The 22,968-nt window shown below is 52.5% G+C and carries 24 protein-coding genes and 1 tRNA gene; 21 read left to right on the top strand and 4 right to left on the bottom strand.

Going from position 1 to position 22,968, the window contains the following annotated elements; genetic code table 11:
- Positions 1 to 212: 212 nt before the first annotated feature.
- Complete coding sequence (locus tag K0H81_RS12550) at positions 213 to 1,070, bottom strand: hypothetical protein (protein WP_258406283.1); 858 nt, start codon at positions 1,068 to 1,070, stop codon at positions 213 to 215.
- Between the two features lie 210 nt (positions 1,071 to 1,280).
- Here K0H81_RS12550 and K0H81_RS12545 point away from each other — a divergent pair, with 210 nt between their 5' ends.
- The 4 genes from K0H81_RS12545 to K0H81_RS12530 all read left to right on the top strand — a co-directional run bounded on the left by K0H81_RS12545 (position 1,281) and on the right by K0H81_RS12530 (position 4,805).
- Complete coding sequence (locus K0H81_RS12545) at positions 1,281 to 1,793, top strand: hypothetical protein (RefSeq protein WP_220058541.1); 513 nt, start codon at positions 1,281 to 1,283, stop codon at positions 1,791 to 1,793.
- A 43-nt stretch (positions 1,794 to 1,836) separates the two neighbouring features.
- Complete coding sequence (locus K0H81_RS12540; protein WP_220058389.1) at positions 1,837 to 3,039, top strand: IS4 family transposase; 1,203 nt, start codon at positions 1,837 to 1,839, stop codon at positions 3,037 to 3,039.
- Between the two features lie 362 nt (positions 3,040 to 3,401).
- Positions 3,402 to 4,286: a hypothetical protein gene (locus tag K0H81_RS12535; protein WP_220058540.1), complete on the top strand. Its 885-nt coding sequence runs from the start codon at positions 3,402 to 3,404 to the stop codon at positions 4,284 to 4,286.
- A gap of 93 nt (positions 4,287 to 4,379) precedes the next feature.
- The gene (locus tag K0H81_RS12530) at positions 4,380 to 4,805 is read left to right on the top strand and encodes a phage protease (RefSeq protein WP_258406282.1); all 426 of its coding nucleotides are present in this window, start codon (positions 4,380 to 4,382) and stop codon (positions 4,803 to 4,805) included.
- On the opposite strand, the gene K0H81_RS12525 is transcribed toward K0H81_RS12530, so the two are convergent.
- The 3 genes from K0H81_RS12525 to K0H81_RS12515 form a co-directional block, all read right to left on the bottom strand.
- A tRNA-Pro gene (locus K0H81_RS12525) sits at positions 4,794 to 4,870 on the bottom strand. The two genes, K0H81_RS12530 and K0H81_RS12525, sit on opposite strands and share 12 nt — an antisense overlap.
- 180 nt (positions 4,871 to 5,050) lie before the next feature.
- Positions 5,051 to 6,838 (bottom strand): DUF3413 domain-containing protein, encoded by a 1,788-nt coding sequence (locus K0H81_RS12520; protein ID WP_220058539.1) that lies wholly within the window; start codon positions 6,836 to 6,838, stop codon positions 5,051 to 5,053.
- A gap of 100 nt (positions 6,839 to 6,938) precedes the next feature.
- Positions 6,939 to 7,154: a YejL family protein gene (locus K0H81_RS12515; protein ID WP_011865270.1), complete on the bottom strand. Its 216-nt coding sequence runs from the start codon at positions 7,152 to 7,154 to the stop codon at positions 6,939 to 6,941.
- Positions 7,155 to 7,231: 77 nt separating this feature from the next.
- On the opposite strand from K0H81_RS12515, the gene yejK reads away from it, so the two are divergent.
- The 17 genes from yejK to K0H81_RS12430 all read left to right on the top strand — a co-directional run bounded on the left by yejK (position 7,232) and on the right by K0H81_RS12430 (position 22,950).
- The gene (gene yejK / locus K0H81_RS12510; protein WP_220058538.1) at positions 7,232 to 8,263 is read left to right on the top strand and encodes a nucleoid-associated protein YejK; all 1,032 of its coding nucleotides are present in this window, start codon (positions 7,232 to 7,234) and stop codon (positions 8,261 to 8,263) included.
- Positions 8,264 to 8,493: 230 nt separating this feature from the next.
- Positions 8,494 to 9,378, top strand: a complete 885-nt coding sequence (locus K0H81_RS12505; protein ID WP_144198469.1) for a 6-carboxytetrahydropterin synthase — start codon at positions 8,494 to 8,496, stop codon at positions 9,376 to 9,378.
- 111 nt (positions 9,379 to 9,489) lie between these two features.
- On the top strand, positions 9,490 to 10,308 hold the full coding sequence (locus K0H81_RS12500) for a M23 family metallopeptidase (RefSeq protein ID WP_434086887.1): 819 nt from the start codon (positions 9,490 to 9,492) through the stop codon (positions 10,306 to 10,308).
- Between the two features lie 294 nt (positions 10,309 to 10,602).
- Positions 10,603 to 11,307, top strand: coding sequence for an LON peptidase substrate-binding domain-containing protein (locus tag K0H81_RS12495; protein ID WP_220058537.1), 705 nt, complete (start codon positions 10,603 to 10,605; stop codon positions 11,305 to 11,307).
- Positions 11,308 to 11,364: 57 nt separating this feature from the next.
- A complete protein-coding gene (locus K0H81_RS12490) occupies positions 11,365 to 12,003 on the top strand; it encodes a sigma-70 family RNA polymerase sigma factor (protein ID WP_220058536.1) in 639 nt (212 codons plus the stop codon).
- A complete protein-coding gene (locus K0H81_RS12485; RefSeq protein WP_220058535.1) occupies positions 11,996 to 12,733 on the top strand; it encodes a ChrR family anti-sigma-E factor in 738 nt (245 codons plus the stop codon). Before K0H81_RS12490 ends, K0H81_RS12485 begins: the two co-directional genes overlap by 8 nt.
- A 49-nt stretch (positions 12,734 to 12,782) precedes the next feature.
- Positions 12,783 to 13,727: a YbgA family protein gene (locus tag K0H81_RS12480; protein ID WP_144198483.1), complete on the top strand. Its 945-nt coding sequence runs from the start codon at positions 12,783 to 12,785 to the stop codon at positions 13,725 to 13,727.
- Positions 13,724 to 15,160: a deoxyribodipyrimidine photo-lyase gene (phrB, locus tag K0H81_RS12475; RefSeq protein WP_220058534.1), complete on the top strand. Its 1,437-nt coding sequence runs from the start codon at positions 13,724 to 13,726 to the stop codon at positions 15,158 to 15,160. Before K0H81_RS12480 ends, phrB begins: the two co-directional genes overlap by 4 nt.
- 1 nt (position 15,161) lies before the next feature.
- Complete coding sequence (locus K0H81_RS12470; RefSeq protein ID WP_220058533.1) at positions 15,162 to 15,605, top strand: nuclear transport factor 2 family protein; 444 nt, start codon at positions 15,162 to 15,164, stop codon at positions 15,603 to 15,605.
- A 9-nt stretch (positions 15,606 to 15,614) separates the two neighbouring features.
- On the top strand, positions 15,615 to 16,337 hold the full coding sequence (locus tag K0H81_RS12465; protein WP_220058532.1) for an SDR family NAD(P)-dependent oxidoreductase: 723 nt from the start codon (positions 15,615 to 15,617) through the stop codon (positions 16,335 to 16,337).
- Positions 16,334 to 17,587 carry an NAD(P)/FAD-dependent oxidoreductase gene (locus K0H81_RS12460; RefSeq protein ID WP_220058531.1) on the top strand — a complete coding sequence of 418 codons (1,254 nt, stop codon included), beginning with the start codon at positions 16,334 to 16,336 and terminating at the stop codon, positions 17,585 to 17,587. Before K0H81_RS12465 ends, K0H81_RS12460 begins: the two co-directional genes overlap by 4 nt.
- Positions 17,584 to 18,390 (top strand): DUF1365 domain-containing protein, encoded by an 807-nt coding sequence (locus K0H81_RS12455; protein WP_220058530.1) that lies wholly within the window; start codon positions 17,584 to 17,586, stop codon positions 18,388 to 18,390. The genes K0H81_RS12460 and K0H81_RS12455 overlap by 4 nt, the downstream gene beginning before the upstream one ends.
- A gap of 102 nt (positions 18,391 to 18,492) precedes the next feature.
- Positions 18,493 to 19,773, top strand: a complete 1,281-nt coding sequence (locus K0H81_RS12450; RefSeq protein ID WP_434086864.1) for a class I SAM-dependent methyltransferase — start codon at positions 18,493 to 18,495, stop codon at positions 19,771 to 19,773.
- Positions 19,751 to 20,260, top strand: coding sequence for a DUF2878 domain-containing protein (locus tag K0H81_RS12445; protein ID WP_220058529.1), 510 nt, complete (start codon positions 19,751 to 19,753; stop codon positions 20,258 to 20,260). The genes K0H81_RS12450 and K0H81_RS12445 overlap by 23 nt, the downstream gene beginning before the upstream one ends.
- A 31-nt stretch (positions 20,261 to 20,291) precedes the next feature.
- A complete protein-coding gene (locus K0H81_RS12440; protein WP_220058528.1) occupies positions 20,292 to 20,780 on the top strand; it encodes a chalcone isomerase family protein in 489 nt (162 codons plus the stop codon).
- Complete coding sequence (locus tag K0H81_RS12435) at positions 20,777 to 21,316, top strand: DUF3833 domain-containing protein (RefSeq protein WP_220058527.1); 540 nt, start codon at positions 20,777 to 20,779, stop codon at positions 21,314 to 21,316. The genes K0H81_RS12440 and K0H81_RS12435 overlap by 4 nt, the downstream gene beginning before the upstream one ends.
- A gap of 248 nt (positions 21,317 to 21,564) precedes the next feature.
- A complete protein-coding gene (locus tag K0H81_RS12430) occupies positions 21,565 to 22,950 on the top strand; it encodes an FAD-binding oxidoreductase (RefSeq protein ID WP_220058526.1) in 1,386 nt (461 codons plus the stop codon).
- The last annotated feature ends 18 nt before the right edge of the window (positions 22,951 to 22,968 follow it).

The following is a 22,968-nucleotide window of genomic DNA, read 5'->3' as shown; positions in this document are numbered from 1 at the left end:
ACTGACACGCTTAAATAGGAGTGTAAGGGAATCCCAAGTTAAATGCTAACTAAATGTTTCTTATCACTCTTTTGTGGTTGCGATGTTGCTTGTTCGCGTTAGGGAACGCTTCAAATCGTGCGGCCAGTACTACCTTACTTTCGTTCGGAAATATTCTAAGTGAGTGCGTGATAACAATTGAAGCTTAATTTGGGAAGTTTGGTTAAAAGCATCTATTGAGTCGATTTTGATTGGGGCATTTCTGCTAAAATATTTGAGATGTTTACTAAGACATAATTTATTCCTTCGACGCGATTTTTTGTAATGTCATCAGGATAAATGCGGTTTACTAAGTTGAGAATATCTAAAGCGTCGAATAGGTATGCCCTTGCAAATTCAGCGCTATTATTGATGGAGTAATATTTGAGCGCTAAGTCGGCAAATAAAATGGCTTCTCGTCGAATCAGGTTTAAATGTAAAACTATATCGCTGTTCTTAGTTGAGGCGTTAACTAAGCTGTTAGCTGTATTCGCGGACATATTTTTTATTTTACGTTCTAATAGTGATTTGTAGGTGTCATCGAGCATCGTCTGGCTTGATGGGGAAGTACGGAAGCTTGTTAAGGGAAATCGCATACCTATCAAGGTTTCATATTTTGTTTGAGAGCGATCTAACAGTCTTGTAAGTTCATTTAACTCTGCTTCGACTTTTACATGATTTACTTGCGCTTCCATAGCCTGACGACTGAGCGCGGTTTCTTCTTTAGTCTCAGCCAGTTCTTGACGGGTTAAAGCTAGCTCTTGCCGTGACAGGGATAGCTCATCGCGTTGCATTTTAAGTGACCAGATCAGTAGGCCAACGGTAGCGAACCCGAGCACTGGATTAAGCACCCCACCCACATAGTCACCGAAAGCGCCAAAGTCTGCTTGGTTACCCCAGCTACCGCTGAAGTTCATGAAGTAGAGCGCAAGAATACATGCACCTAGTAGGGCAAGCAGAATGATTAACCACTTAAATGAGAAGTCTTTGTTCACATCGGGTGTGGTCTGCTGGATAGTTTTTAGATCTGGCTTTGTAGGATTGGTTGTCATGTGCCTTCCATGGGGGACAAAATGGATGACAATGATTCTAAGTCTTTAGCTAAAGCATATCAAAACCTAAAAACGTCTCAGTGGCCTTGCTTTGTGCTACTGACTATCTTGGCTCACAGTGAGAGGGGTTAAACGCTTTAACGAAGATTTAAACGGGGTTTAAACTAGGCTACAATCGATACTTAAGTTTATTTATCTGATGGAAAGCATATGGACGTGGAATCAAGAATAGAACTTTATCAAAATCTTTATACTCAAGAAATCGAGCGTAGAGATAGAATTCATGCAAGATTAAACTTTCCATTCGCTATTTTGTTAGCATTATCCGGATTAGTTGCATACATTGTTCAGAACATCCCTGTCTTTAGTAGCGGGTTAGCTGTAGTTTTTTGGGAACTTTTTGCAATAGCAATGATAGCTATATTAATTTCATTTGTTTTTCTATGTTTGTATTTGTTTAAGTATTCCGATTGTTTAGTCGCAAGTCCTGAAGAGATGGATGACTACTATGTTGAATTAGAGAAACATCATGGAGAATCTAATGAGCTAGTTGATAAGGCGTTTGCTCAATATAGATTAGACACTTTCAAAGAGGCTGGAACAAAGACTGGTAAGAGTAATGATCAACGTAGCGAGAACATATATAGAGCTAATATATCTATAGCTAGGGAATCCCCAGATAATTCCCTTTTTATTCAATTCAGTAGACACGCATGGTGTTGATTGATCTAATTGATTTCGCCAAAAAACTACCAGATCCAACACCATGCGTGATGTCCATATCTTACACGATTTACTCAAAAAGCAATGCCCGCAAATACATCAAAAACGGCTTAATTCTCTGATGGTTGCTACAGAAGCGTTACTTGATGGCAATCAGTTGTCACTCACTCAGCTTGGTCGCAATATCTCTGGTGCGGTGGCGCCAAAGCACAACATCAAACGGATAGACAGGCTACTCGGCAACCCGCATCTACACTCTGATAAATTCGCTATTTATCAATGGCATGCCAAGTTACTCTGTGTTGCTAATCCCATGCCGGTAATCCTCATTGATTGGTCTGATGTCCGTGAACAATTGCGGATGATGACATTGCGAGCCTCTGTCAGTGTGCAAGGGCGCTCGGTTACCCTGTATGAGCGTACTTTCAAGCTTGCCGACTACAATGCTCCACGCAGTCATAACGCCTTCTTGGCGGAGTTGGCACAGGTGCTGCCGTCCCATGTGTGTCCACTGATTGTCACCGATGCGGGTTACCGCAATACCTGGTTTCGGGAGGTGGAACGATATGGTTGGTTTTGGCTTGGCCGTGTCCGTGGGGATGTCGGCTTTCTCCAGGCCAATCATGCCCAATGGCAGTCGAATAAGTCGCTTTATCCCTCCGCCACGGCGAAAGCCCGGCATATTGGTTACGTAAAACTGGGACGAAAATCGCCTATGCGCTGTCATTTACATCTGTACAAGGCTGCGCCGAAATATCGAGCCGACAAGCGGTCATCCAAAGCAGGACGCAATCATACGGCACAACAAAGTTACCGTCTTGGCAGTAAAGAGCCTTGGTTACTGGCAACCAACTTGCCTACGGAGGCGTTCTCGTCAACGCAGGTGGTCAAACTTTATGCCAGACGGATGCAGATAGAAGAAACCTTTCGCGACCTCAAAAGTCCCCAATACGGCATGGGACTCAGACAAAGCCGCAGTCGTTGTCCACGCCGTTATGATGTGTTGTTGCTGATAGCTTTGTTGGCAGAAATCCTGCTTTGGTGCATCGGTCTGGCAGCCAGGCATCTGGGATGGCAGCGGAGGTTTCAAGCCAATACGATACGTGACAGAAACGTGCTATCTGTGCTCCGGCTCGGCAAAGAAGTGAGACGACGTCCGGAATACTCAATCAAAGAATCGCATTTTCGCTGGGCTTGGGGTGAATTTCTTAAACTGGTTAACACCTCTGGGAGGCCCGAATTATGAGGGGATCCTCCAGTATCTATAGTTGTTGCGATTGTCGCTATTCTACTTTCATTAATTCCATTTTATATTGCAGATAATATGAAACCAATTATCCAAGAAAGGAGCTTAAAATGTCAGAACAGAAGCCACCACCTACACCACCAGGTACCCGTAATGTCAGAGGGGATGTACCGATCACTAGGCCAACAGATGTGCCAAGGCCATCAACACCTAGACCACCATCTCCGCCATCCAAAAAGTAGATGAAGATTTCAGATTAAATCCGATATCTTTTCAATCATTTGTTGATTGAAGGCAGCGCTATTAGGAACATTTTGTAATAGTGTATATTTGGTCAATATAAATTATAAGGATATGTGTCTATGGAATATGCAGTTAGTTCTAAGGATGGCAGAGTTTTTTCTGCCACAGAATTTGAAGGATTAGCAAAGGAAGTGCAACAGGCATACAAAACCAGTTTGTTATGTACAGGGTGTAATGATGCGGCGTGGTTTCGTTCGGGAACGAAGCCTACAGCAAAGGTAATTAGAACTGCACATTTTAATTCTCATCATCATCAAGGTGAGTGCGAACATAGAACATCTTATTTAGTCATTGATGACGGCAGTGAATCAGGAAGGTCTGTTGATTATCCTGTTCCAACAGCGACCGATTATATTGTAAATCTGGGCGATAAGTCTGGTGGAGCAATTGCAGATGTTGAATTAGCACCTATTCCAAATGAAGGTTTTATCACTCCACGAGGCGGTGCTGTGGGGAAAGGAAGAGGCTCTTCTTATGAGGCGAATGTTTCTCGAACGCTAAGACAGATTTTATCATACTTAAAGCGTTTTCCTGATTTTAAGCACTCAGATAAGCAAGTTGAAATCTACTCTGAAAGTGGTCAGTTAAAAGTTAAGGGAGCAATAAAGGATGTTGCAGTACATTTTGATGATATCTCGCCAGCGGTTGATGATGATCGGAGTTATCTGTTTTGGGGGTTGATAGTTGATTCTTTTGATGAGACTTATGGTGGAATTTGGTTGAATGCAAGTGATTCTAAATCAGGGCTAAGTGTTAAAGTCTTTGCTAATATACGCGATGATTTTCTCAGTGCATTTAAAATCACCGAGCTGGATGACTTACAGGGTGTCCATATATTGTTGGTTGGTAAGTTGCATTATACCGGTAAGAACAATAAGCCTGTCATTTTTTGTCCTTTTGTTAACTTAGTGACAATGCAAAAATATAGAGAACAAAAGATTTAAAATTTTTAAGCTAATCCCGAATCCTTCCCAATCCACTAGGTAAGACACTTAAGCAAAAATGGGCACTCTAATGCAATTGAGGGTGCCTTTTTTATGCCTGCAATATCCACCGCTTTAGGGGGCGCCGCCCTTAGTAGCCAACTAAACAGTATCGTCACTGCAACCTTTGAGGTTGCAGAGCATGGCTATATTCAGGCGTTGCCTGATGGTTTGTTTGCTGCTGTGGACGGCCGACCTGAAGACTTTACCATTGGTAAATGGCTGATGGATGACATCGCCTTCGCGGCTATGCAGGCTAACACCCCTCACAAAGCCGGTGATCTGGTTATTGACTACGAACACCAAACCCTCAACAAAGAGAAGAATGGTCAGCCAATGCCTACTTCGGGTTGGTTCTGCAATATCTCTAAGGTGAGGGGGGAGCATGCGGCGCGAGGCACTAAGGGGGCTTTAAAAACAAATCTCAGACAGCAAAAAGCCAGCTTGTCAGCTGGCTTTTCTAGTATTTGGTCGGTATGAGAGGATTCGAACCTCCGACCCCTGACACCCCATGACAGTGCGCTACCGGGCTGCGCTACATACCGATTTTATCCAAAGCAGCAAAGACTTGGGGTCTGCTTCGAACAGGCTGAACTTTATCAAGTCGTTTGCCCCTGTGCAAGTGTTTCGGCGGTTGAGCCCGATCGACTGGCTAGTTTATAGTCGCTGGCGGCTCAACCTAAGTAGTTGGCGCATAGCGATCTAATGTTCAGTGACTCAAGTTTCTAGTGATTGTAGAAGCGTCGTCCTTCGCGCATCACCTGGATCAGTTCGGGCGCGCTGATCTTCTTGTTGCGCAGACGCTGGCTATAGTCACGGTTATAGATACGATACTTGCCGTGTCTGTCGATCACTGTGATCTCATCTTCCTGATAGATGCCAAACACCAGGTTGTCACCGATATAGGTCCAGTTCTCGCTTTGGGGTTGCAGTATGTTGCGCCCTGCGCTGTAGTCGCTCGGCTTGTTGGTGCAGTCGAGCAGCTGAGTCATCAGGGTCGGCACCACGCCGTAGTGGCTGCTGGGGTAGGCGACCGTCTTGTCATACTCCATGCCGGGCCAGTGGATGATCAAAGGCACATGCACGTTGGCCGGTGACAGGTTGCCGCGCTGGTTGTCGTTGTCGCCGGTAAACACCTTGCCCGACACGCCTGTGACCATCACGAAGGTGCTGGCCGGTAGGCGCTCGATAAGCTTTTGCAGCTGCTTGTCGATAAAGTTGAGCGACTGACGGTATTGGTTGAACAGTACCTTCTGCGCCGGCTTGAGCGGCGTGCTCGGCTTCACCGTCTCGATACCCAGAAAGCCGATCGGCGTGTCGTAGCTGTCAGGGCTCTGCAGGTTGAGCAGGGCAAACCAAGGCTTGTCTTGCTGCATGCGCCACTGGTTAAAGCTGTCGATGGATTGAATATCGGCATCGGCCACGCCGTTGGTGAGGGGCTGAATGTGCGAGGTCATATCTTGATAGATGGCCTGTGGCTCGATATTGCTGGTTTCAGGGGCGAAACGCGCTAGGGTGTAGCCCTGTTTAGCCAGCTCCTGGGTGAACACAGGCGAGCGATAGCTGAGATCGCTGGCGGCGATGTAGCTGCCCTGCAGGCCATAGAGCAGGGAGAACATGCCGCTGTTGTGCATATTGCCGCCACTCAGGTGCTGCTTAAATTCATGGTTGTGTTTGCCGTATTCGTAGAGAAACGGCATGGTCTCTTTGTCTACCAGATCGGCCCTGAAGCCATCGATGGCGATCATCAAGATGTTAAGCTCTGGGTCGGCGCTACACTGCAGCGGCGATATTGGGTAGTTGAGACTCGGTTGTAGTTTGCTTGGGTCTTGTGCCTTGCTGCTCTTCTCTATGCCGTGGCTCTCCATGAAGGAGCGCGCGGTGGCAGGATAGGAGAGCGGATAGGCGTCATCCAGGCGGGTGATCTCTGTGATATCGGCGGCGTCGGCCCAGATATGAATCAGGTGGCTGCTGACGAAACAGAGGCCGATAACCAACACCACCTTAGGGCCGTAGTTAGACTTGCGGATCTTTTCTATGCGTTTCCACAGGTAGTTGGCGGCGGTCAGCTCCAGGATGATGATCCCCAGCGGCGTGACGATATAAGAGGTGCCTTGTAGCAGGGCATTGAGATCGGCCCAGGCGATGTCGAACACAAATGGACTAAGGTGCAGACCATAATCGTCGTAAATCAGGGTGTCATACAACAAGATACACAGGCCAAGGGTGGCGGCAAAGGCCGCGAGCCCGCGCAATATCTTGGAGTAGGGCAGTAAGAGGGTGATGGGAAACAGCACCACCAGATAGACGATGAAGGCGAGGAAGCTAAAGTGGCCCAGGGTGCTGATGGCCAGATAGCCCCAGCCAATCCAAGACTCGGGCGCGCCCACGGTTTCAATATAACGGACGCCGACTATCATCGCCAAGAAGCCGTTGAAGAAGGCAAACCAATGCCCCCAACTGACTAAGCGTGACACACGATCACGGCCCATCTCTTTTTTACGCTCGATCATAGGGATCCGTTATTTGTTGAAATACTTGTCTATCTTAATTTTTTTTAAGGCGGATTGGCCAGTTTTTTGCGCACAAAAACCGCTTTTTTAGCCGTTAGTGTTAGCTTTTTACCGACTGGGTCAACGCCTTAGCAAACTGCTCGGCCACTTGGGCGCGCGCTTCCTCAGGCACCTTACGCAGCAGCAGATCTGTGACACAGTTGCCCAGTACCATGAGGCTGAGGTCGGTCGGCGCCTGGTGCTTGTCGAGTACTGCCAGGATCTCGGCGATAACGGCTTCGACCTGGGCGTTTGAATATTTAGATTGGATAGCCATATTTAAAAATTTTTTCACTTTAATTTGAAATAGCGGCATATAATAACGGATTTCTACCAACATCACTATCGAGGCTTATGAGTATTAACGTCGAACAAGCAATTATTCACGCGATATCCCAAGATGGCGAAGGCCAGCTCAGCTGTAGATTGCGTCCACAACCGCTACTAAATAGTCAAGCCGTCGAAGCCATGCTCGAAGAGCTGCATCAAACCTACACCAGTAAGTCGGGTAAGGGGTTTGGTCATTTTGGTACCCACGGCGAAGATGGTGAAGCTAACCCTAAGTTTAAAGAGGCCCTGAGCCAGTATCTGGGTGGCGAGCTTGGGTTCGTCGAGTTTTCCGGCATGGCGGGTAAGCTGCTGCAGGAAGAGCTCGCCAAGTATGACTTCAGCCAGGGTGGCTTCCTACTGCTGGCCTGTTATACCTATATGACCAGCGACTACCTGTTTGTCTCTCTGCTCAACGCCAAGTCGTCGATGACGGTTCTGGACGATATGGAGCTGTCGCAAAACACGCACCTGGATCTCAACAATGTGCAGCTGGCAGCCCGTATCGATCTGACCGAGTGGCAGGCCGATCCGGACTCGCTCAAGTATATCTCCTTCGTGCGCGGCCGCGCCGGACGTAAGGTGGCCGATTTCTTCCTCGATTTCATGGGCTGTGTCGAAGGGGTAAACACCAAGGCGCAGAACAAGTCGCTGATGAACGCGGTAGAAGATTTCGTGGCCAGCAGCGAGCTGACCAAGGATGAGCGCCAGCAGTGCCGCGAGAAGGTGTTCGAGTATTGCACCGAGCGGGTCGATAGCGGCGCCGACATTCAGCTAAAAGACTTGGCCGATGAACTGGCCGATGCGGGTATGGACTCCTTCTACGATTTCGCCCAGGGCGGCGACTATGATCTGGAAGAGGAGTTTCCCGGCGACAAGCCGACTCTGCGTCAGCTGAAAAAGTTCTCCGGTACCGGCGGTGGCGTGACCATCAGCTTCGACGGTCAGCATCTGGGCGAGCGGGTGATCTACGACCCCATCTCAGATTCTATCTTGATCAAAGGGGTGCCGGCTAACCTGAAAGATCAGCTGGATCGTCGCCTCAAGGGCGGTCAATAACCCCATAAACGGGTTATTCAGCGCCAGAAAAAAGCGTCTGTGTTAGACGCTTTTTTCGTTTATGATGCTTTAAATAAGCTGTAATGGTCAGGCGGCGAACGCTTAGGCCCTGTGCGACTTGCTAAAATATCGCAGATGAGTTGAAATTATCTGTTGAAACTAGAGTGTCCTCCGGCCGTTTGCCGATGGGATCAATTAAGGTGGACTGTTTTTCTGCCGACGGAGCGTAAATGCAACTTTTTGTTAGAGATTTAACTGTAATCGATTTTTCTTACCTGTGTCCTATCCGTGGCATGGTGGGAGAGAGCTGGATCGTCGATGTGCTGCTCGATGGCGGCCTGGACGATCAGAACATGGTGCTGGATTTTGCCAAGGTGAAGCGCACCATCAAGAACACCATTGACGATGTGGCCGATCACCGCCTGCTGATCCCCACCGCCTGCGCCGAGGTGAGATGGCAGCAGCAGGGCGATCGTGTCTGGATGGACTTCAACAGCCTACAGGGGGATATCCATCTTGCCTGTCCCGCTCAGGCATTTGCCCTGATCCCGACGGAAATTATCGATTTCGACAGTGTTAACGCCTTCTTACAAAAAGCCTTGAAAGAGGTGCTACCTGACAACGTGCAGGGCATTGCTCTGACGTTACGTAACGAGCTGCATGAAACGCCTTATTATCACTATTCACATGGCCTGAAGAAGCACGATGGTAACTGCCAGCGCATCGCTCACGGTCATCGCAGCCCGATCAACGTGTTTGAAAATGGTATCGCCGCGCCTAAGTGGGACGAGTATTGGGCCCGCCGCTGGAAAGATATCTATCTCGGCAGCGAAGATGACCTGGTCGAGGTGGACGAGCTGGACCTGTCACCGCAGACAAGCGTGAGCGATGAGACCCACTATGGTTTCCACTATGTGGCGCCACAGGGGGATTTTCAGCTGGCCATGCCTAAGAAGCGCTGCGAGATCATCCCCCATGACACTACGGTAGAGCTGCTGGCCGACTTTATCGCCACCACCCTGGCGAGCGAAAACCCAGAGAGCGAATTTAAGGTGATCGCCTATGAAGGCGTGGGTAAGGGTGCCATCGCCTCTAAAGGCGAGCGCCACGTCTAGCAGCTTGTCAGACGTTTTAGTTAGCCTTAGTCCTTTATTAGCCTGAATCGATAGGAGTTGAATTTGAACTTGTTGCGCTTAGTTGTGGCTGTACTCTGTCTTGGTGGCGCCGTGGGCGCTCAGGCCGAGGTTAACTTAAGCGAGGTTAACTTGAGTGGCAAGATGGAGCAGGGCGCGCTGATCCGCGGCCAGGCTCAGGCGGGAACCCAGGTATGGCTCAACGGCGAGCCGGTCAAGGTCAGCCCTGAGGGATTGTTTGCCTTCGGTTTCGAGCGGGAAGCCGCGCTCAATCAAGAGCTTAAACTTGTTTACCCAGATGGCCTGACCCAGCTTATGCCCCTCAAGATAAGCGAGAAGCAGTACAAGATAGACAAGGTCAACGGCATCGCCAAGAAGATCATGAAGCCAGATCCTAAGGCCCTAGAGCGTGCGGCTAAAGACAGCAAGCAGGTCAAGGCGGCCAGAGCCACCTTTTCGGGGCAGACCGCCTTTGCTCAAGACTTTATCTGGCCGCTGACGGGGCGCATCTCGGGCGTGTATGGCAGCCAGCGGGTCTATAACGGCAAGCCGGGCAATCCTCACTATGGAGTGGATGTTGCCGCCAAGACGGGCACTGTGGTGGTGGCGCCCGCCGATGGCGTGGTGACCCTCTCGGTACCCGACATGTTTTATTCTGGCGGCACTATGATTATCGATCACGGCTATGGGGTGAGTTCCAGCTTCCTGCATCTGAGCAAGCTGTATGTGAAGCCGGGCGAGACCATCAAACAGGGCCAGCCGGTTGCCGAGGTGGGCGCTACCGGACGCGCCACCGGGCCGCACCTTGACTGGCGCCTCAACTGGTTCCAGATGCGACTGGATCCCGTGACTGTGGTGCCGTCTATGGCGAGTGTGCTTGAGCGTCAAAACCAGGCCAAACAGGCCAAGTAGGGAAGTAGGGCGAGTAGGGAAAAGTGCTCTCTGAAAAAGGAGAGTGGAACGAAATATTAGTGAAGGCGGCCAAGGGTCGCCTTTTTCATGCCTCCTGTTATTAACTCCGCTCTTTATTAGTTCCTCTCCTTATTAATCCTTCGCTTGCGTATCCCATCTGGTACTTAGGTGATCGATTCTCATCGGCGCTGCGTATGCAAGTTATAGGTCAAGCAGATATCGTAAGCAGCAAAATTACTGCGCTTTGATTTCTGCGTTGGAAAGCATTTAAGCAGAAGAGTCGTATAAGTCAGTATGAAGATCACCCATGAAACCAGCCCTGCTACCGGGGCACAGCAAGCGGGTCACACAGAGTCGCGGCAACAGCAGCCCACCAAGCTAGCGGAGCAGACCCTGGCGGTTTTTCCCCTGCCGCTGTTTGTGCTGCCGGGGGGCGTGCAGCGCCTGAGGATCTTTGAGCAGCGCTATCTTGCTATGGTTTCAGAATCTTTGGTTTCAGAATCCTTGGTTTCAGAATCCTTAGTGGCCGAGTCTACAGGCAAGGGCTTTGTGATCGCCCGCTACGATAAGGCGTTTGACTTCAATGTGCCCGACTGGGGTACTAAGGTGCAGATAATCGATTTTCACCACGGTGAAGATGGCCTGCTGGTGATCGATGTCAGAGCTAGCCATCTGGTGAGCCTGGACAGTTTCGATGTGCGTGGCGATGGGCTCTTGATGGCCCGCAGTCATCACCGCGACCACTGGCCGACTCTTGCCGCCAGTACCAAGCGCGGCGATCTGGGACTCGCCCTGAGCGCCCTGTTTGCCAAGCATCCACAATTGGCCGAACTTTACCCGCAACCAGAATTTAATCGCCTGGATTGGGTCTGTGCTCGCTTTTTAGAGATATTGCCTTTATCTTTGAATGAGAAGGAGAAATTCATCTTGCCTGGCAGTTTTCCTCAGGCAAAATCATTTCTCGATACATTCATTTTGGGTCAGGACAAAATTAATTGATCCTCGCCGCGCTCACCCGCGTATAGGCCTTTATGTAAGGGTCATTCGTGAGTACAGATGCAGACATTTGTTAGCGCAGGCGCCCCGGATAAAGGGAGTGCGAATATCAAGAGTCATCCAGAGACGCAGGTGCCCGCCGAGCTGTCGACCTGGCTGGTGCGGGTTGCCGATGCAAGGGACAAGCAGGCATTTACCCTGCTGTTTAAATTCTTTGCGCCCAAGATAAAACGCTTCGGCGTCAAGCAGCTAGGCAACGAGGCTCAGGCACACGAGTTGGTGCAGGAGACCATGAGTAACGTCTGGCGCAAGGCGCATCTCTATGACGGCGACAAAGGCGCGGCCACCACTTGGGTCTATACCGTGATGCGCAACGCCGCCTTCGATATGCTCAGACGCGTCAAGGCCAAGGCCGAGATGAACCTGGGCGACGACATCTGGCCGTTGGAACAGGCGCAGGCCCAGAGTGAGGAGGAGACGCTGCATTTCGCCGACCACCTGATGGAAAAGCAGATGCTGGCCTATGTCGACAGTCTGCCGGAGGTTCAGCGGGCCGTGGTTAAGGGCGTCTATTATCAGGAGCTCTCCCAGGAGCAGCTGGCCCAGCAATTTGGCGTACCAATCGGCACCATTAAATCCAGACTCAGGCTCGCCCTGGCAAAACTCAAGCAGCAGATGGGAGACCAGCAGCATGATTAATCACCATCCCAACTCTGACGTACTGGCGCAGTTTGTCGCAGGTACCTTGCCAGCATCCGTTTCCGTCGTGGTGGCCAGCCATGTGGAGCTTTGCGACCAGTGTGCACTGGCCGTACAGGCTCTCACCGAGCAGGCCGCCATCGACGCCTTCGGCGAGTCTAGCCAGGATGAAGCTCATTTTGGCGTTGAGCCTCAGGCCGCTGGCTTAGAGGATTTCTCTGGTTTAGACGATTTTGATACTTGCGACCAGTTCGGCGACTCAGACGAGTTTGCTGATTGCATTAACGCCATCACGGCCCTGGAGCGTGACGATGCGCAGCAGTTGCCGCAAATCGTCACCGAGATTGCCGTGGGCGGTGAGCGCATCCCGCTACCGACGGCGCTTAAGTCTATTGCCCTCAAGGAGTGGCAGGGCATGGGCAAGCTATCCCGCTCGCGCCTGGCGCTGGACGATGGCGATCTCAGGATGAGCCTGCTGCACATAGATAAGGGTGGCAGCGTGCCTTGTCACACCCACAAAGGGTTCGAGATCACCTTGCTGCTGCAGGGCAGCTTCACCGACGAGATGGGCGAGTATCGCAAGGGCGATTTCGTCTGGCTCGATGGTCAGCATACCCATCAGCCGGTGACCGAGGAGGGCTGTGTCTGTCTCACGGTATCGAGCGACGCCATTCGTTTCACCCAAGGGATGAGCCAGCTGCTTAACCCAATCGGACGATTCATCTATTAGTCCGAGTACTAATTCGAGTACTAATCCGAGTCTGCCAACTGGAGGCGCCATGAAGAAGAAATTAAAGATTGGCATCAGTGCCTGTGTGATGGGCGAGCCGGTGCGTTTCGACAGAGGTCACAAGAAATCGGGCTTCTGTATGGAGCAGCTGGCGGAGTTTGCCGAATTTAAACCTGTGTGTCCCGAGATGGCCATCGGCCTGCCGGTGCCACGCCCCACCATCAGGCAGATAGTGCGGGATAACATCATTACCGTGTCGCGCCCCGACGGCAGCGGCGATGTGACCCAGGCCCTTAAAGACTTCGGCGCCAAGGCCGCCCAGAACTATCAGGACCTGGCGGGGTTCGTGTTTTGCGCCAAGAGTCCAAGCTGTGGCATGGAGCGGGTCAAGGTGTATCATCACCACGGCAAGGGCTCTGAGTCCACTGGCGTCGGCATCTTCGCCGAGCAGGTGATGAAGGCTAATCCGCTCTTGCCCTGTGAGGAGAATGGTAGGTTGAATGACCCCATCATTCGCGAAAACTTCACCACCCGCATCTTCACCTATCAGAAGTGGCTTGATCTTAAGGCCGAGGGGCTGACCCGGCACAAGTTGATCCAGTTCCATAGCGCCCACAAGTATCTGGTGATGAGCCACCATGTCGAGAGCTATCGCGAGCTGGGCCGTCTGTTGGGCCGCGCCGACATTGGCCTAGAGGAGCAGAGTGAGCGTTATATCTCGGGGCTGATGCAGGCGCTTAAACATAAGGCGTCCCGTCGCAGTCACACCAACACGCTGCAACATCTGCAGGGCTACTTTAAGCGACAGCTTGACGAGCATAAGCGCCGCGAGCTGACCCAGGAGATCGCCGCCTATCGCGAGGGGCTGTCGCCGCTCCTGGTGCCGCTGACCCTGATAAAACATTACCTTATTGAGTTTCCAAACGAATACCTGCTCCAGCAGGCCTATCTGAACCCCCATCCCAAGGAGCTGAGATTGAGGTACGGCTATTGAGCGCACTCTTGTGGCTGAGACGGGATTTCCGTCTCCATGATAATCCCGCCTTGAGTGAGGCGGTGCGGCTCGGGGTGAAACAGGCGATCTTTATCGCCACCCCGACCCAGTGGCAGCAACATGATATGGCGCCGATAAAAGCCGATCTCATTCGTCGTCACCTCGAACTGATGGCCGGTGAGTTATCCCAGTACGGAATCGAGCTGGTCATCTTGTCTGCCACAGATTTTAGCGATCAGGTGAGGGCCCTATGCGACTACTGCCGCGAGCATAGTGTCAACCTGCTGCTGGCCAACAGCGAGCCTGAGCTCGATGAGCAGGAGCGCGATAAACAGGTAATGACGGCGGGGATAGATCTGCGCCTGTGGCAAAACGATACCATCTTGCCGCCGGGTAGCGTGCTCAACCAGCAGGGGGAGATGTTTAAGGTCTTTACCCCTTTCAAGAAGGCCTGGCTCAAGTGTGTGGCGGCGAAGGGCATAGAGTGTGTGCCGACGCCGGCCAAATCGACGCCGGCAAAATCGATCGGTGATGCTCAAGCAGCGTCTCAGCTTCCCCAACAGCCAACACTACAATCATCAAGCATCAACCTAGATTATCCCCTGGTGGACTCCAGCCGCTGGCCCGACAGCGAGCAGGTGATGAGTCAGCTGCTGCCCCATTTCTGGCAAGACAAGCTGCTCAATTATGGCGAGCGGCGCGACTTTCCGGCCATCAAGGGGACATCAGGCTTGTCGCCTTATCTGGCCATAGGGGCGATTAGCTCGCGCTGGCTAGCGCTGCAACTGGTGCAGCGTCATCCCGAGGTGATCTACGACATACAGCACGGCGCCTTCACCTGGCTCAACGAGCTGATCTGGCGGGATTTTTACAAACATCTATTGTTTCACTATCCAGAGCTTATCAAGGGCAGAAGCTTTCAGCCCAAGTACGAGTCGCTGCCCTGGCCCAATAACGAGGACCACTTTCAGGCCTGGTGCGAGGGGCGAACCGGTTATCCCATAGTCGATGCGGCTATGAAACAGCTGCGCCGTACCGGCTGGATGCACAATCGCCTGCGCATGATAGTGGCGAGTTTTCTCACCAAGCATTTGCTGGTGGACTGGCATAAGGGGGAGCGCTTCTTCATGCAACAGCTGATCGATGGCGATTTCAGTGCCAACAACGGCGGCTGGCAGTGGGCCGCCAGCACGGGCTGCGATGCCCAGCCCTATTTTAGGATCTTTAACCCCATCACCCAGAGTCAAAAGTTTGATCCTCGGGGTGACTTCATCCGTAAATATCTACCAGAGTTGAGCGAGGTGCCCGACAAGCAGATCCACTTTCCCCATGACTATTTAGCGAGTCAGGGCAAAGCTGAGATCTACCCTGCGCCGATAGTGGACCATAAGGCGGCGCGCCAAAGGGCCCTGGCATTTTATAAGGTGGAATAGGATGACGAAGATGATGGCTAGCGCCCTGTGGTTACAAAACTTTACTGCCGTGTACCGCGAGCTGGGTACCGATAATCTGGAGGCGCTGCGCAAGATCTATCATCCCGAGGTGGTGTTCTGCGACCCTCTGCATCGCGTCGAGGGGCTGGATAACCTGCTGGGCTACTTTCAGGGCCTCTACCGCCAGGTGATCAGCTGTGAATTCACTATCGAGCATGTGTTTGAGCTTCAAGGTGAAGCCGCCGTGTACTGGACCATGACCTTCAGGCACAAGCAGCTTAACGGCAGCCAGCCCATCGTGGTCGAGGGACATTCTCGACTGAAGGCCAAAGACAACAAGGTTGTCTATCACAGGGATTATTTCGATGTCGGCGCCATGTTGTATGAACAGCTGCCGCTGCTCGGTGGCCTTATCCGCGCGGTCAAACGCCGCGCCGTGAACTAGGAGGCAGGGATGAAACTAATGATAACGGGTGCCACCTCAGGAATAGGCAAGCAGCTCGCCCTTAGCTATGCCAAGGCCGGGCATCAGGTAGTGGCCTGCGGTCGCAGCCAGACAAAGCTAGATGATTTGACAGAGGCGCTGCCTAACATCAGCACCCTATGTTTCGATCTGATGCAGTACGATAGCTATCCTGCGCTCGCTGCCGACCATGGGCCACTGGATCTGCTTATTCTTAACGCCGGCGACTGCGAATATATCGACGATGCGCTTAATTTTGATGCCAAGCGTTTCGACAAAATTATCAATATCAACCTTATCGCCATCGGCTACGCCCTGCAGGCCTGGTTACCCAAGCTAAAAACTGGCGGGCGCCTGGTGTTGGTCAGTTCCAGCGCCCAGCTTTTGGCGCTGCCACGAGCCGAGGCTTACGGCGCCTCCAAGGCGGGACTGAGTTACCTGGCCAAGGTGCTGGCGATCGATCTGGCTAAGCATCAGATAGAGGTGACCTTGGTGCATCCAGGCTTCGTGCAGACGCCGCTAACGGATAGAAACACCTTTGCCATGCCCATGATGATCGGCGCCGAGGAGGCCGCCTCGACCATAATGCGCGGCATCGCCAAGGGCAAGCGCGACATTCGCTTCCCACGCCTGTTTATCTGGTTGATGCAGAGCCTCTCACTGTTACCTTTTTCGCTCTGGCGCCGCCTCGCCATGAGGATGGTGTCTCCATGAAAAAAATTGCCATTATTGGCTCGGGCATCTCGGGCCTGACCTGCGCCTATCTGCTGGACAAGCATTATGAGGTGACCCTGTTTGAGCAAAACGATTATGTGGGTGGACACACGGCCACGGTCGATGTGCACCATGAGGGGCGCGACTATGCCATAGATACCGGCTTTATCGTGTTCAACGACCGGACCTATCCTAATTTCAATCGTCTGCTGGCCTTGCTCGGCATCGAGGGGCAGGCTACCGAGATGAGTTTTAGCGTGCACAACCGCCAGACGGGTTTCGAGTACAACGGCCACGGTCTCAATAGCCTGTTTGCCCAGCGGCGTAATCTGTTTCGTCCCCGTTTTTGGCGTCTGCTGAGTGAGATCTTAAGCTTCAATCGTCTCTGCAAGGAGTGTTACGGCCAGGATACTGTGCCGGAAGGGATGACCCTGGGGGAATTTCTGCAGCAACACGGTTTTTCTCGCTTTTTCAGCGAACACTACATTCTGCCCATGGGGGCGGCCATCTGGTCGACCAGCCTGAAAGAGATGCAGGCCTTCGAGCTAAGGTTCTTCATCCGTTTCTTCTACAACCATGGCCTGCTCAACATCAGCGACAGGCCCCAGTGGTATGTGGTGCCAGGCGGCTCCCGTCAGTATGTTGAGGCGATCCTCGCCGGCCTCTCTTGTCCGGTACATTTAGGTAGCCAGATTGAGGGGGTTTATCGCCAGGAGGGTGAGGTGAGGCTGGTGTTGCAAGGGGGCGAGACCCAGGTATTCGATGAGGTGATATTCGCCTGTCACTCGGACCAGGCCCTCGCCCTGTTAGGAGACGCCACGGTCGATGAACAAGCCGTGCTGGGCGGCATTCCCTATAGCCGTAACGAGGTGGTGCTGCACACAGACATCAGTCTGCTGCCTAAGCGGCCACTGGCCTGGGCGAGCTGGAACTATATGCTGGATGATAATCTCGAGCGCGCCGCCTGTGTCACCTACAACATGAATATCCTCCAAGGGATCGACAGCGATACTACCTTCTGCGTCACCCTGAATCAGAGTGAGGAGATAGCCGAAGATAAGGTACTGCGCCGCTTCGTCTATCACCATCCGGTGCTGAACGAGGCCAGCTGCCGCGCCCAGCTGCGACGCCTGGAGATCTGCGGTAAGTCCCACACTCACTTTGTCGGTGCCTACTGGTACAACGGCTTCCATGAAGATGGGGTGCGCAGCGCCCTGGATGTGACCAAGCGCTTCGGGATGAGCCTATGAGCAGTAACCGCCAAACATCTGCTGTCTCTCAAGCGAGCAGAGCGCAGCAGGAGCCTAAAGTGCCTGTGGAGCATAGCGGTATCTATACCGGACAGGTACGCCATCGCAGGTTTGGCGAGATCCCACACGCCTTTGGCTATCGCCTCTACATGATGGGGCTGGACCTCGACGAACTATCAGCAGTGACCTCCCGTAGCTGGCTGTTTGGACAGCGTTGGTTCAACCCCATACGTTTTAATGAAAAAGATTACCTAAAAAATGAACCCGGCAGCCTTAAGCAGCGTATTGCCCAGAAAGTCGCCTCACTCGGTGGAAGTTGGCAGACAGAAAACAGGGTAGTGATGCTGGCTCAGTGCCGCTGCTTAGGGGTCTATTTTAGCCCCATCAACTTCTACTTCTGTTACGACGAGCAGCAGGTTTGCCGCTATATGTTGGCCGAGGTGAGTAACACGCCCTGGAACCAGAGGCATTACTACCTGCTGAGCCTGGAGGGCGAAATGAAGCTCAAGAAGGCATTTCATGTGTCGCCCTTTATGGCGATGGAGATGACCTATCATTGGCGAGTTTCGCCGCCGGCGGCCAAGGCGTTGGTGCATATCGAGAACCATCAGGAGGCTAAGGTATTCGATGCCACCCTGGTACTCGACAGGCAGGGGATCACTCCGGGTAATCTGCTGAGTACCTGGGTCAGGATCCCCGCCATGACGGTGAAGATGCTGGTGGGGATCTACTGGCAGGCGTTTAAGCTGTTTATCAAGCGGGTGCCCTTTATCGCGCACCCAGATGTCGATAGCGCGAGTTAAACCAGTAGCCAGTCACGCTAGAGGGGCAGTTAGCGCAGGCGGACAGCTGCAGAGTATGGCGATAACCCAGATGCAGATGGTATTTCATTTAGCGAGGTAGAGATGGAACAGACAATCAAACAAGTAAATGGTGTAAGGCCTCGCGCTGTGGCAGTGGAACTGGGCGCAATGCAGAAGTATCGCGCCCTGGTCATTCGCCTCTTGAGCCAGCTCAAAGGCGGTTTTATCACCCTCATCGAAGGTGATACACAGCAACAGTTTGGTGAGCGAAGTGCAAGCCTCAGCGCCCAGATAAATGTGTTGGATCCCAGCTTCTATCGCGACATTATCCAAGGCGGCAGCATAGGCGCCGCAGAAGCCTTTCTCGATGGCAAGTGGACCAGCCCGGATCTCACCCGCCTGATTCAGGTGATGGCCCGCAATCAAACCCGGCTGGACGCGCTGGAGCAGAAGATGGCCTGGCTCACCCGCATCAAGCATCTGCTGCTAAGGCTAAGTCAGCGCAATACAGAGCAGGGCGCCAAGCGTAACATCCTGGCCCACTACGACATAGGTAACGAGCTCTACGAGCGCTTTCTCGATGATTCTATGCTCTACTCCTGCGCCCTCTACGGCGACTGTGCTCAGACGCTAGCGCAGGCGCAGCAGAATAAGCTGCAAACCATCTGTGAAAAGCTTGAACTAAAATCTGGCGAGCATGTGGTCGAGATAGGCACTGGCTGGGGGGCACTAGCCATCTATATGGCGCAGCACTATGGCTGCCGCGTCACCACAACCACCATATCCGATGCCCAGTATCAATATGCCAAGACGCGGATTGAGCAGGCGGGCCTTAGTGACCAGATAACCCTGCTCAAGCAGGATTATCGTCGCCTGACAGGCCAGTACGACAAGCTGGTGTCGATAGAGATGATAGAGGCGGTTGGCCACGAGTATTTAGGAACATTTTTCGAGACCTGCTCGGGCCTGCTAAAAGATGATGGCAAGATGCTGCTGCAGGCGATCACCATCAGCGATGGCCGCTACGATAAGTACCGTAAAGGCGTCGATTTTATTCAGAAATATATTTTCCCCGGTGGCTGTCTGCCGTCGGTGGCCGTGATGAGTGAGCAGCTGGCCAAGCGTACCGACATGGTGATCTGCGATCTGGAGGATATCGGCCTGCACTATGCCAGAACCCTGTACGATTGGCGTCAGGCGTTCGAGCAGACCTGGCCGGAACTGGAGGCGATGGGCTATGACGAGCAATTTAAGCGTCTCTGGCTGTTCTACTTCTGCTATTGCGAAGGGGCATTTAAGGAGCGACTGATCGCTACCCATCATCTGGTCGCCCGTAAGCCCAGGTACTTTGGTGGTCAAGATGAAAGCGTTCTGGCTTATTAATCTTGGCCTGTTTCAGCTGGCCTGGTGGTCGGCGGCCTGGTTAACAAACTCGGCCAGCTACATCATCTCTGGGCTGATCGTGCTGCACTGTCTGCTGTCCCCCTCAGTGAAGGCGGATCTCAGGCTGATGGCGCTATTGCCGCTCGGGCTGCTGGTGGATGGGGCGCTCATCGCCCTCGGCGCCTTTCGTGGTGTCGAGTCTGCATTTCCCCTCTGGCTAGCCCTGCTGTGGGTGATCTTCCTGATGAGCCTCAATCACAGCTTGCGTCTGTTATCCGGGCTCAGTCTGCCCTGGCTGATGCTTATCGGCGCCCTTGGTGGGGCGGGTAGCTATTGGGCCGGCGTGAGCCTGGGTGCCTTAACGACCCAAGTCTCGGCTATCAGTTTTTGGTTGATCGCGGCGCCTGTCTGGGCAGTGCTCTTGCCCTTGCTGGTTTGGGGGCAGGGGAAGGTTTCAGCGCCGCAAGCTAGCAAGCTCATTCGGTAAGAAGCTATTTGGTTAGAAAGCGAGGTGAGTCATGGGCAAAGTTCTATTGCTATTACTCTTAAGCCTGAGTGCTCAGGCCGCGGATCTCGACAGGCTACATAAGATAGGTAGCGCCGAGATGCAGTATCTGTTTTGGACCTTGTATCGCGCCGAGCTGTATAGCGCTCAGCCTGACTATGAGGCGAGTGCCGATAAGGCGCTGAAGATAAATTACTACCGAGATATCGAAAGCGATCAGCTTATCGAGGCCACGCTAGAACAATGGCGTCACCTGGGGTACTCAGACCAGCAGATAACCTCTTGGCAGCGGCATATCCAGGGGCTCTGGCCCGATGTGCGCGAGGGCGACAGCCTGACCCTATGGGTGAACAGCCAAGGCGACAGCTATTTCTACTTCGGTGACAAGCCGCTTGGGCAGATCCAGGATCGCACCTTCGGCGAGGCGTTTCTGGCCATCTGGTTATCTGAGCGCACCTCAGAGCCTGAGTTAAGACAGGGCCTATTGGGATTAAGACAATGAAAAATATCGTTTTGGCATTTGTGACCTCCTTACTTATCTTGCTGCTTAGTGCCTGTGGCAGCGCCTCTCTGGAGGACTATAGCGACACCACTCCAGAGCTGCATCTGGACAGCTTTTTTGACGGTAAGCTAAAGGCCTACGGCATAGTGCTGGATCGCTCCGGCACCCTGATAAGGCGCTTCGAGGTGGATATGCTGGCTAGCTGGCAGGGCGATAAGGGCGAGATCCAGGAGTGGTTTGTGTTCGATGACGGCGAGAAGAGCGAGCGCACCTGGCAGCTTACCAAGCTTGATGATGATTCCTACCAAGGCCGCGCCCAAGACGTGGTGGGCACAGCCCTTGGCCAAACCCGAGGGGCGGCGCTGTTCTGGCAGTATGAACTCGAGATCCCAATTGATGGCGAGATCTATCAGGTGACCTTAGATGATTGGATGTTTCTGCTCGATGATAAGCGCCTGTTCAACAAGACAGAGATGAGCAAGTTTGGCATCAAGGTGGGGGAAGTTATCCTCTACATCGAGAAAATATCGGGTTAAACCGCCGACCCGTTTGCTGTCGTCATATAAAATCGCGTTTGAGCATGCGTCTGGTTATCCAAACCCCATGGTTTCTACTAACATAAAGACTGATGCTCTTTTTGCACGCCGTATTTAAATCCGTGATTGAATTTCATTACTCCAACTAGAACCAAGCTGTATTGACGTTGCACTTGAGGGAATGAGCATAGCACTTATTGGCACATACATTGTTTGCGCGACGATGTGACGCTTAAGAGGCAGCTTATATGAAAGGTTTACAACAATCTCAGGTGGACAGTTTTAAGGCTGAATTTGGTGGCGATGTTATTTTGCCCGAAGACAGCAACTATGATGAAGTGCGACAGATCTGGAATGCCATGATAGATCGAAAACCGGGGATGATTGCCCGTTGCACCTCGGCGGATGATGTGGTCAAAGCCGTCAACTTTGGTCGGGAACATGATTTACTTATCTCGGTTCGCGGTGGTGGCCACAATATCGCGGGTAAGGCCCTTTGCGACGATGGTTTGATGATAGATCTGTCCTTGATGAAACAGGTCAGGGTCGACCCCGACAAACAGCTGGCGCTGGTTGAGCCGGGTTGTACGCTCGAGGATGTAGACGCCGCCACCCAAAAACATGGCCTGGCGGTACCTGTTGGGATCAACTCTACCACAGGGATCGCAGGATTAACCTTAGGTGGTGGCTTTGGCTGGTTAAGCCGCAAATTGGGCATGACAATCGATAATCTGGTGTCGGCCAATGTCGTGACCGCCGAAGGCAAACAGCTTGTTGCCAGTCAGGCCAGCGAACCAGAGCTCTTCTGGGGACTGCGCGGCGGCGGTGGTAACTTCGGTATAGTCACTCAATTTGAGTTTAAGCTGCACACCCTTGGGCCCGACGTCCTTAGCGGCCTCATCGTGTTCCCCTTCGAGCAGGCAAAGTCTGTTATCAGCCAGTTTGTTAACTTTACCGCCAATGCCCCCGAGGATCTGAGTGTCTGGATGGTGGCTCGTAAGGCGCCGCCACTGCCATTTCTCCCCGAGTCGGTTCACGGCAAAGAGGTGATAGTGCTGGCGATCTGTTATGCCGGCGATCCCGCCGAAGGTGAGAAACTGATCGCGCCGCTTCGTCAATTTGGCACGCCTGTGGGTGAGCATGTGGGCGTACAACCCTTTGCTGCATGGCAGCAGGCCTTCGATCCTCTGTTGACGCCAGGTTCACGTAACTATTGGAAATCCCACAATTTTACCCAGCTTAATGAAGCGGCTATCGATACGGCCATCGAATATGCTGGTACCCTGCCCACGGAGCAGTGTGAGATCTTTATCGCCTCAATCGGTTGCGCCACCTGTCAGCCGGCCGCCGATGCCATGGCTTATTCGGCCCGGGATGCTCAGTACGTATTGAACGTGCATGTGCGCTGGGAGTCTGCCGACGATGATAAACGCTGCATCGCCTGGGCGCGGGAGTTCTTCGATAAGACAAAACCTTTTGCCAGCGGCGGCGCCTATATCAACTTCCTGACCGATGATGAATCCGAGCGCACCGAGTCGGCCTATGGGGAAACCTACGGGCGATTACGTCAGCTGAAGAAGCAGTACGATCCGAATAATCTGTTTAGGGTGAATCAGAACATCAAGCCCGCTTAAATTGGGGCTTTGCTTTGA

The sequence above is a fragment of the Shewanella halotolerans genome (genome assembly GCF_019457535.1).
Taxonomy (GTDB): Bacteria; Pseudomonadota; Gammaproteobacteria; order Enterobacterales; family Shewanellaceae; genus Shewanella; species Shewanella halotolerans.
The sequence above is the reverse complement of the archived record's forward strand: the minus strand, read 5'-3'. Positions and strand labels throughout refer to the sequence as shown.

Coding starts and splice junctions, on each gene's coding strand:
- K0H81_RS12495 (WP_220058537.1), top strand. CDS start 10,603: ATGAAGATCACCCATGAAACCAGCCCTGCTACCGGGGCACAGCAAGCG.
- K0H81_RS12520 (WP_220058539.1), bottom strand. CDS start 6,838: ATGATCGAGCGTAAAAAAGAGATGGGCCGTGATCGTGTGTCACGCTTA.
- K0H81_RS12485 (WP_220058535.1), top strand. CDS start 11,996: ATGATTAATCACCATCCCAACTCTGACGTACTGGCGCAGTTTGTCGCA.
- K0H81_RS12430 (WP_220058526.1), top strand. CDS start 21,565: ATGAAAGGTTTACAACAATCTCAGGTGGACAGTTTTAAGGCTGAATTT.
- K0H81_RS12455 (WP_220058530.1), top strand. CDS start 17,584: ATGAGCAGTAACCGCCAAACATCTGCTGTCTCTCAAGCGAGCAGAGCG.
- K0H81_RS12505 (WP_144198469.1), top strand. CDS start 8,494: ATGCAACTTTTTGTTAGAGATTTAACTGTAATCGATTTTTCTTACCTG.
- K0H81_RS12470 (WP_220058533.1), top strand. CDS start 15,162: ATGACGAAGATGATGGCTAGCGCCCTGTGGTTACAAAACTTTACTGCC.
- K0H81_RS12480 (WP_144198483.1), top strand. CDS start 12,783: ATGAAGAAGAAATTAAAGATTGGCATCAGTGCCTGTGTGATGGGCGAG.
- K0H81_RS12450 (WP_434086864.1), top strand. CDS start 18,493: ATGGAACAGACAATCAAACAAGTAAATGGTGTAAGGCCTCGCGCTGTG.
- K0H81_RS12535 (WP_220058540.1), top strand. CDS start 3,402: ATGGAATATGCAGTTAGTTCTAAGGATGGCAGAGTTTTTTCTGCCACA.
- K0H81_RS12545 (WP_220058541.1), top strand. CDS start 1,281: ATGGACGTGGAATCAAGAATAGAACTTTATCAAAATCTTTATACTCAA.
- K0H81_RS12445 (WP_220058529.1), top strand. CDS start 19,751: ATGAAAGCGTTCTGGCTTATTAATCTTGGCCTGTTTCAGCTGGCCTGG.
- yejK (WP_220058538.1), top strand. CDS start 7,232: ATGAGTATTAACGTCGAACAAGCAATTATTCACGCGATATCCCAAGAT.
- K0H81_RS12460 (WP_220058531.1), top strand. CDS start 16,334: ATGAAAAAAATTGCCATTATTGGCTCGGGCATCTCGGGCCTGACCTGC.
- K0H81_RS12540 (WP_220058389.1), top strand. CDS start 1,837: ATGCGTGATGTCCATATCTTACACGATTTACTCAAAAAGCAATGCCCG.
- K0H81_RS12435 (WP_220058527.1), top strand. CDS start 20,777: ATGAAAAATATCGTTTTGGCATTTGTGACCTCCTTACTTATCTTGCTG.
- K0H81_RS12515 (WP_011865270.1), bottom strand. CDS start 7,154: ATGGCTATCCAATCTAAATATTCAAACGCCCAGGTCGAAGCCGTTATC.
- K0H81_RS12440 (WP_220058528.1), top strand. CDS start 20,292: ATGGGCAAAGTTCTATTGCTATTACTCTTAAGCCTGAGTGCTCAGGCC.
- K0H81_RS12490 (WP_220058536.1), top strand. CDS start 11,365: ATGCAGACATTTGTTAGCGCAGGCGCCCCGGATAAAGGGAGTGCGAAT.
- K0H81_RS12530 (WP_258406282.1), top strand. CDS start 4,380: ATGCCTGCAATATCCACCGCTTTAGGGGGCGCCGCCCTTAGTAGCCAA.
- K0H81_RS12550 (WP_258406283.1), bottom strand. CDS start 1,070: ATGACAACCAATCCTACAAAGCCAGATCTAAAAACTATCCAGCAGACC.
- K0H81_RS12465 (WP_220058532.1), top strand. CDS start 15,615: ATGAAACTAATGATAACGGGTGCCACCTCAGGAATAGGCAAGCAGCTC.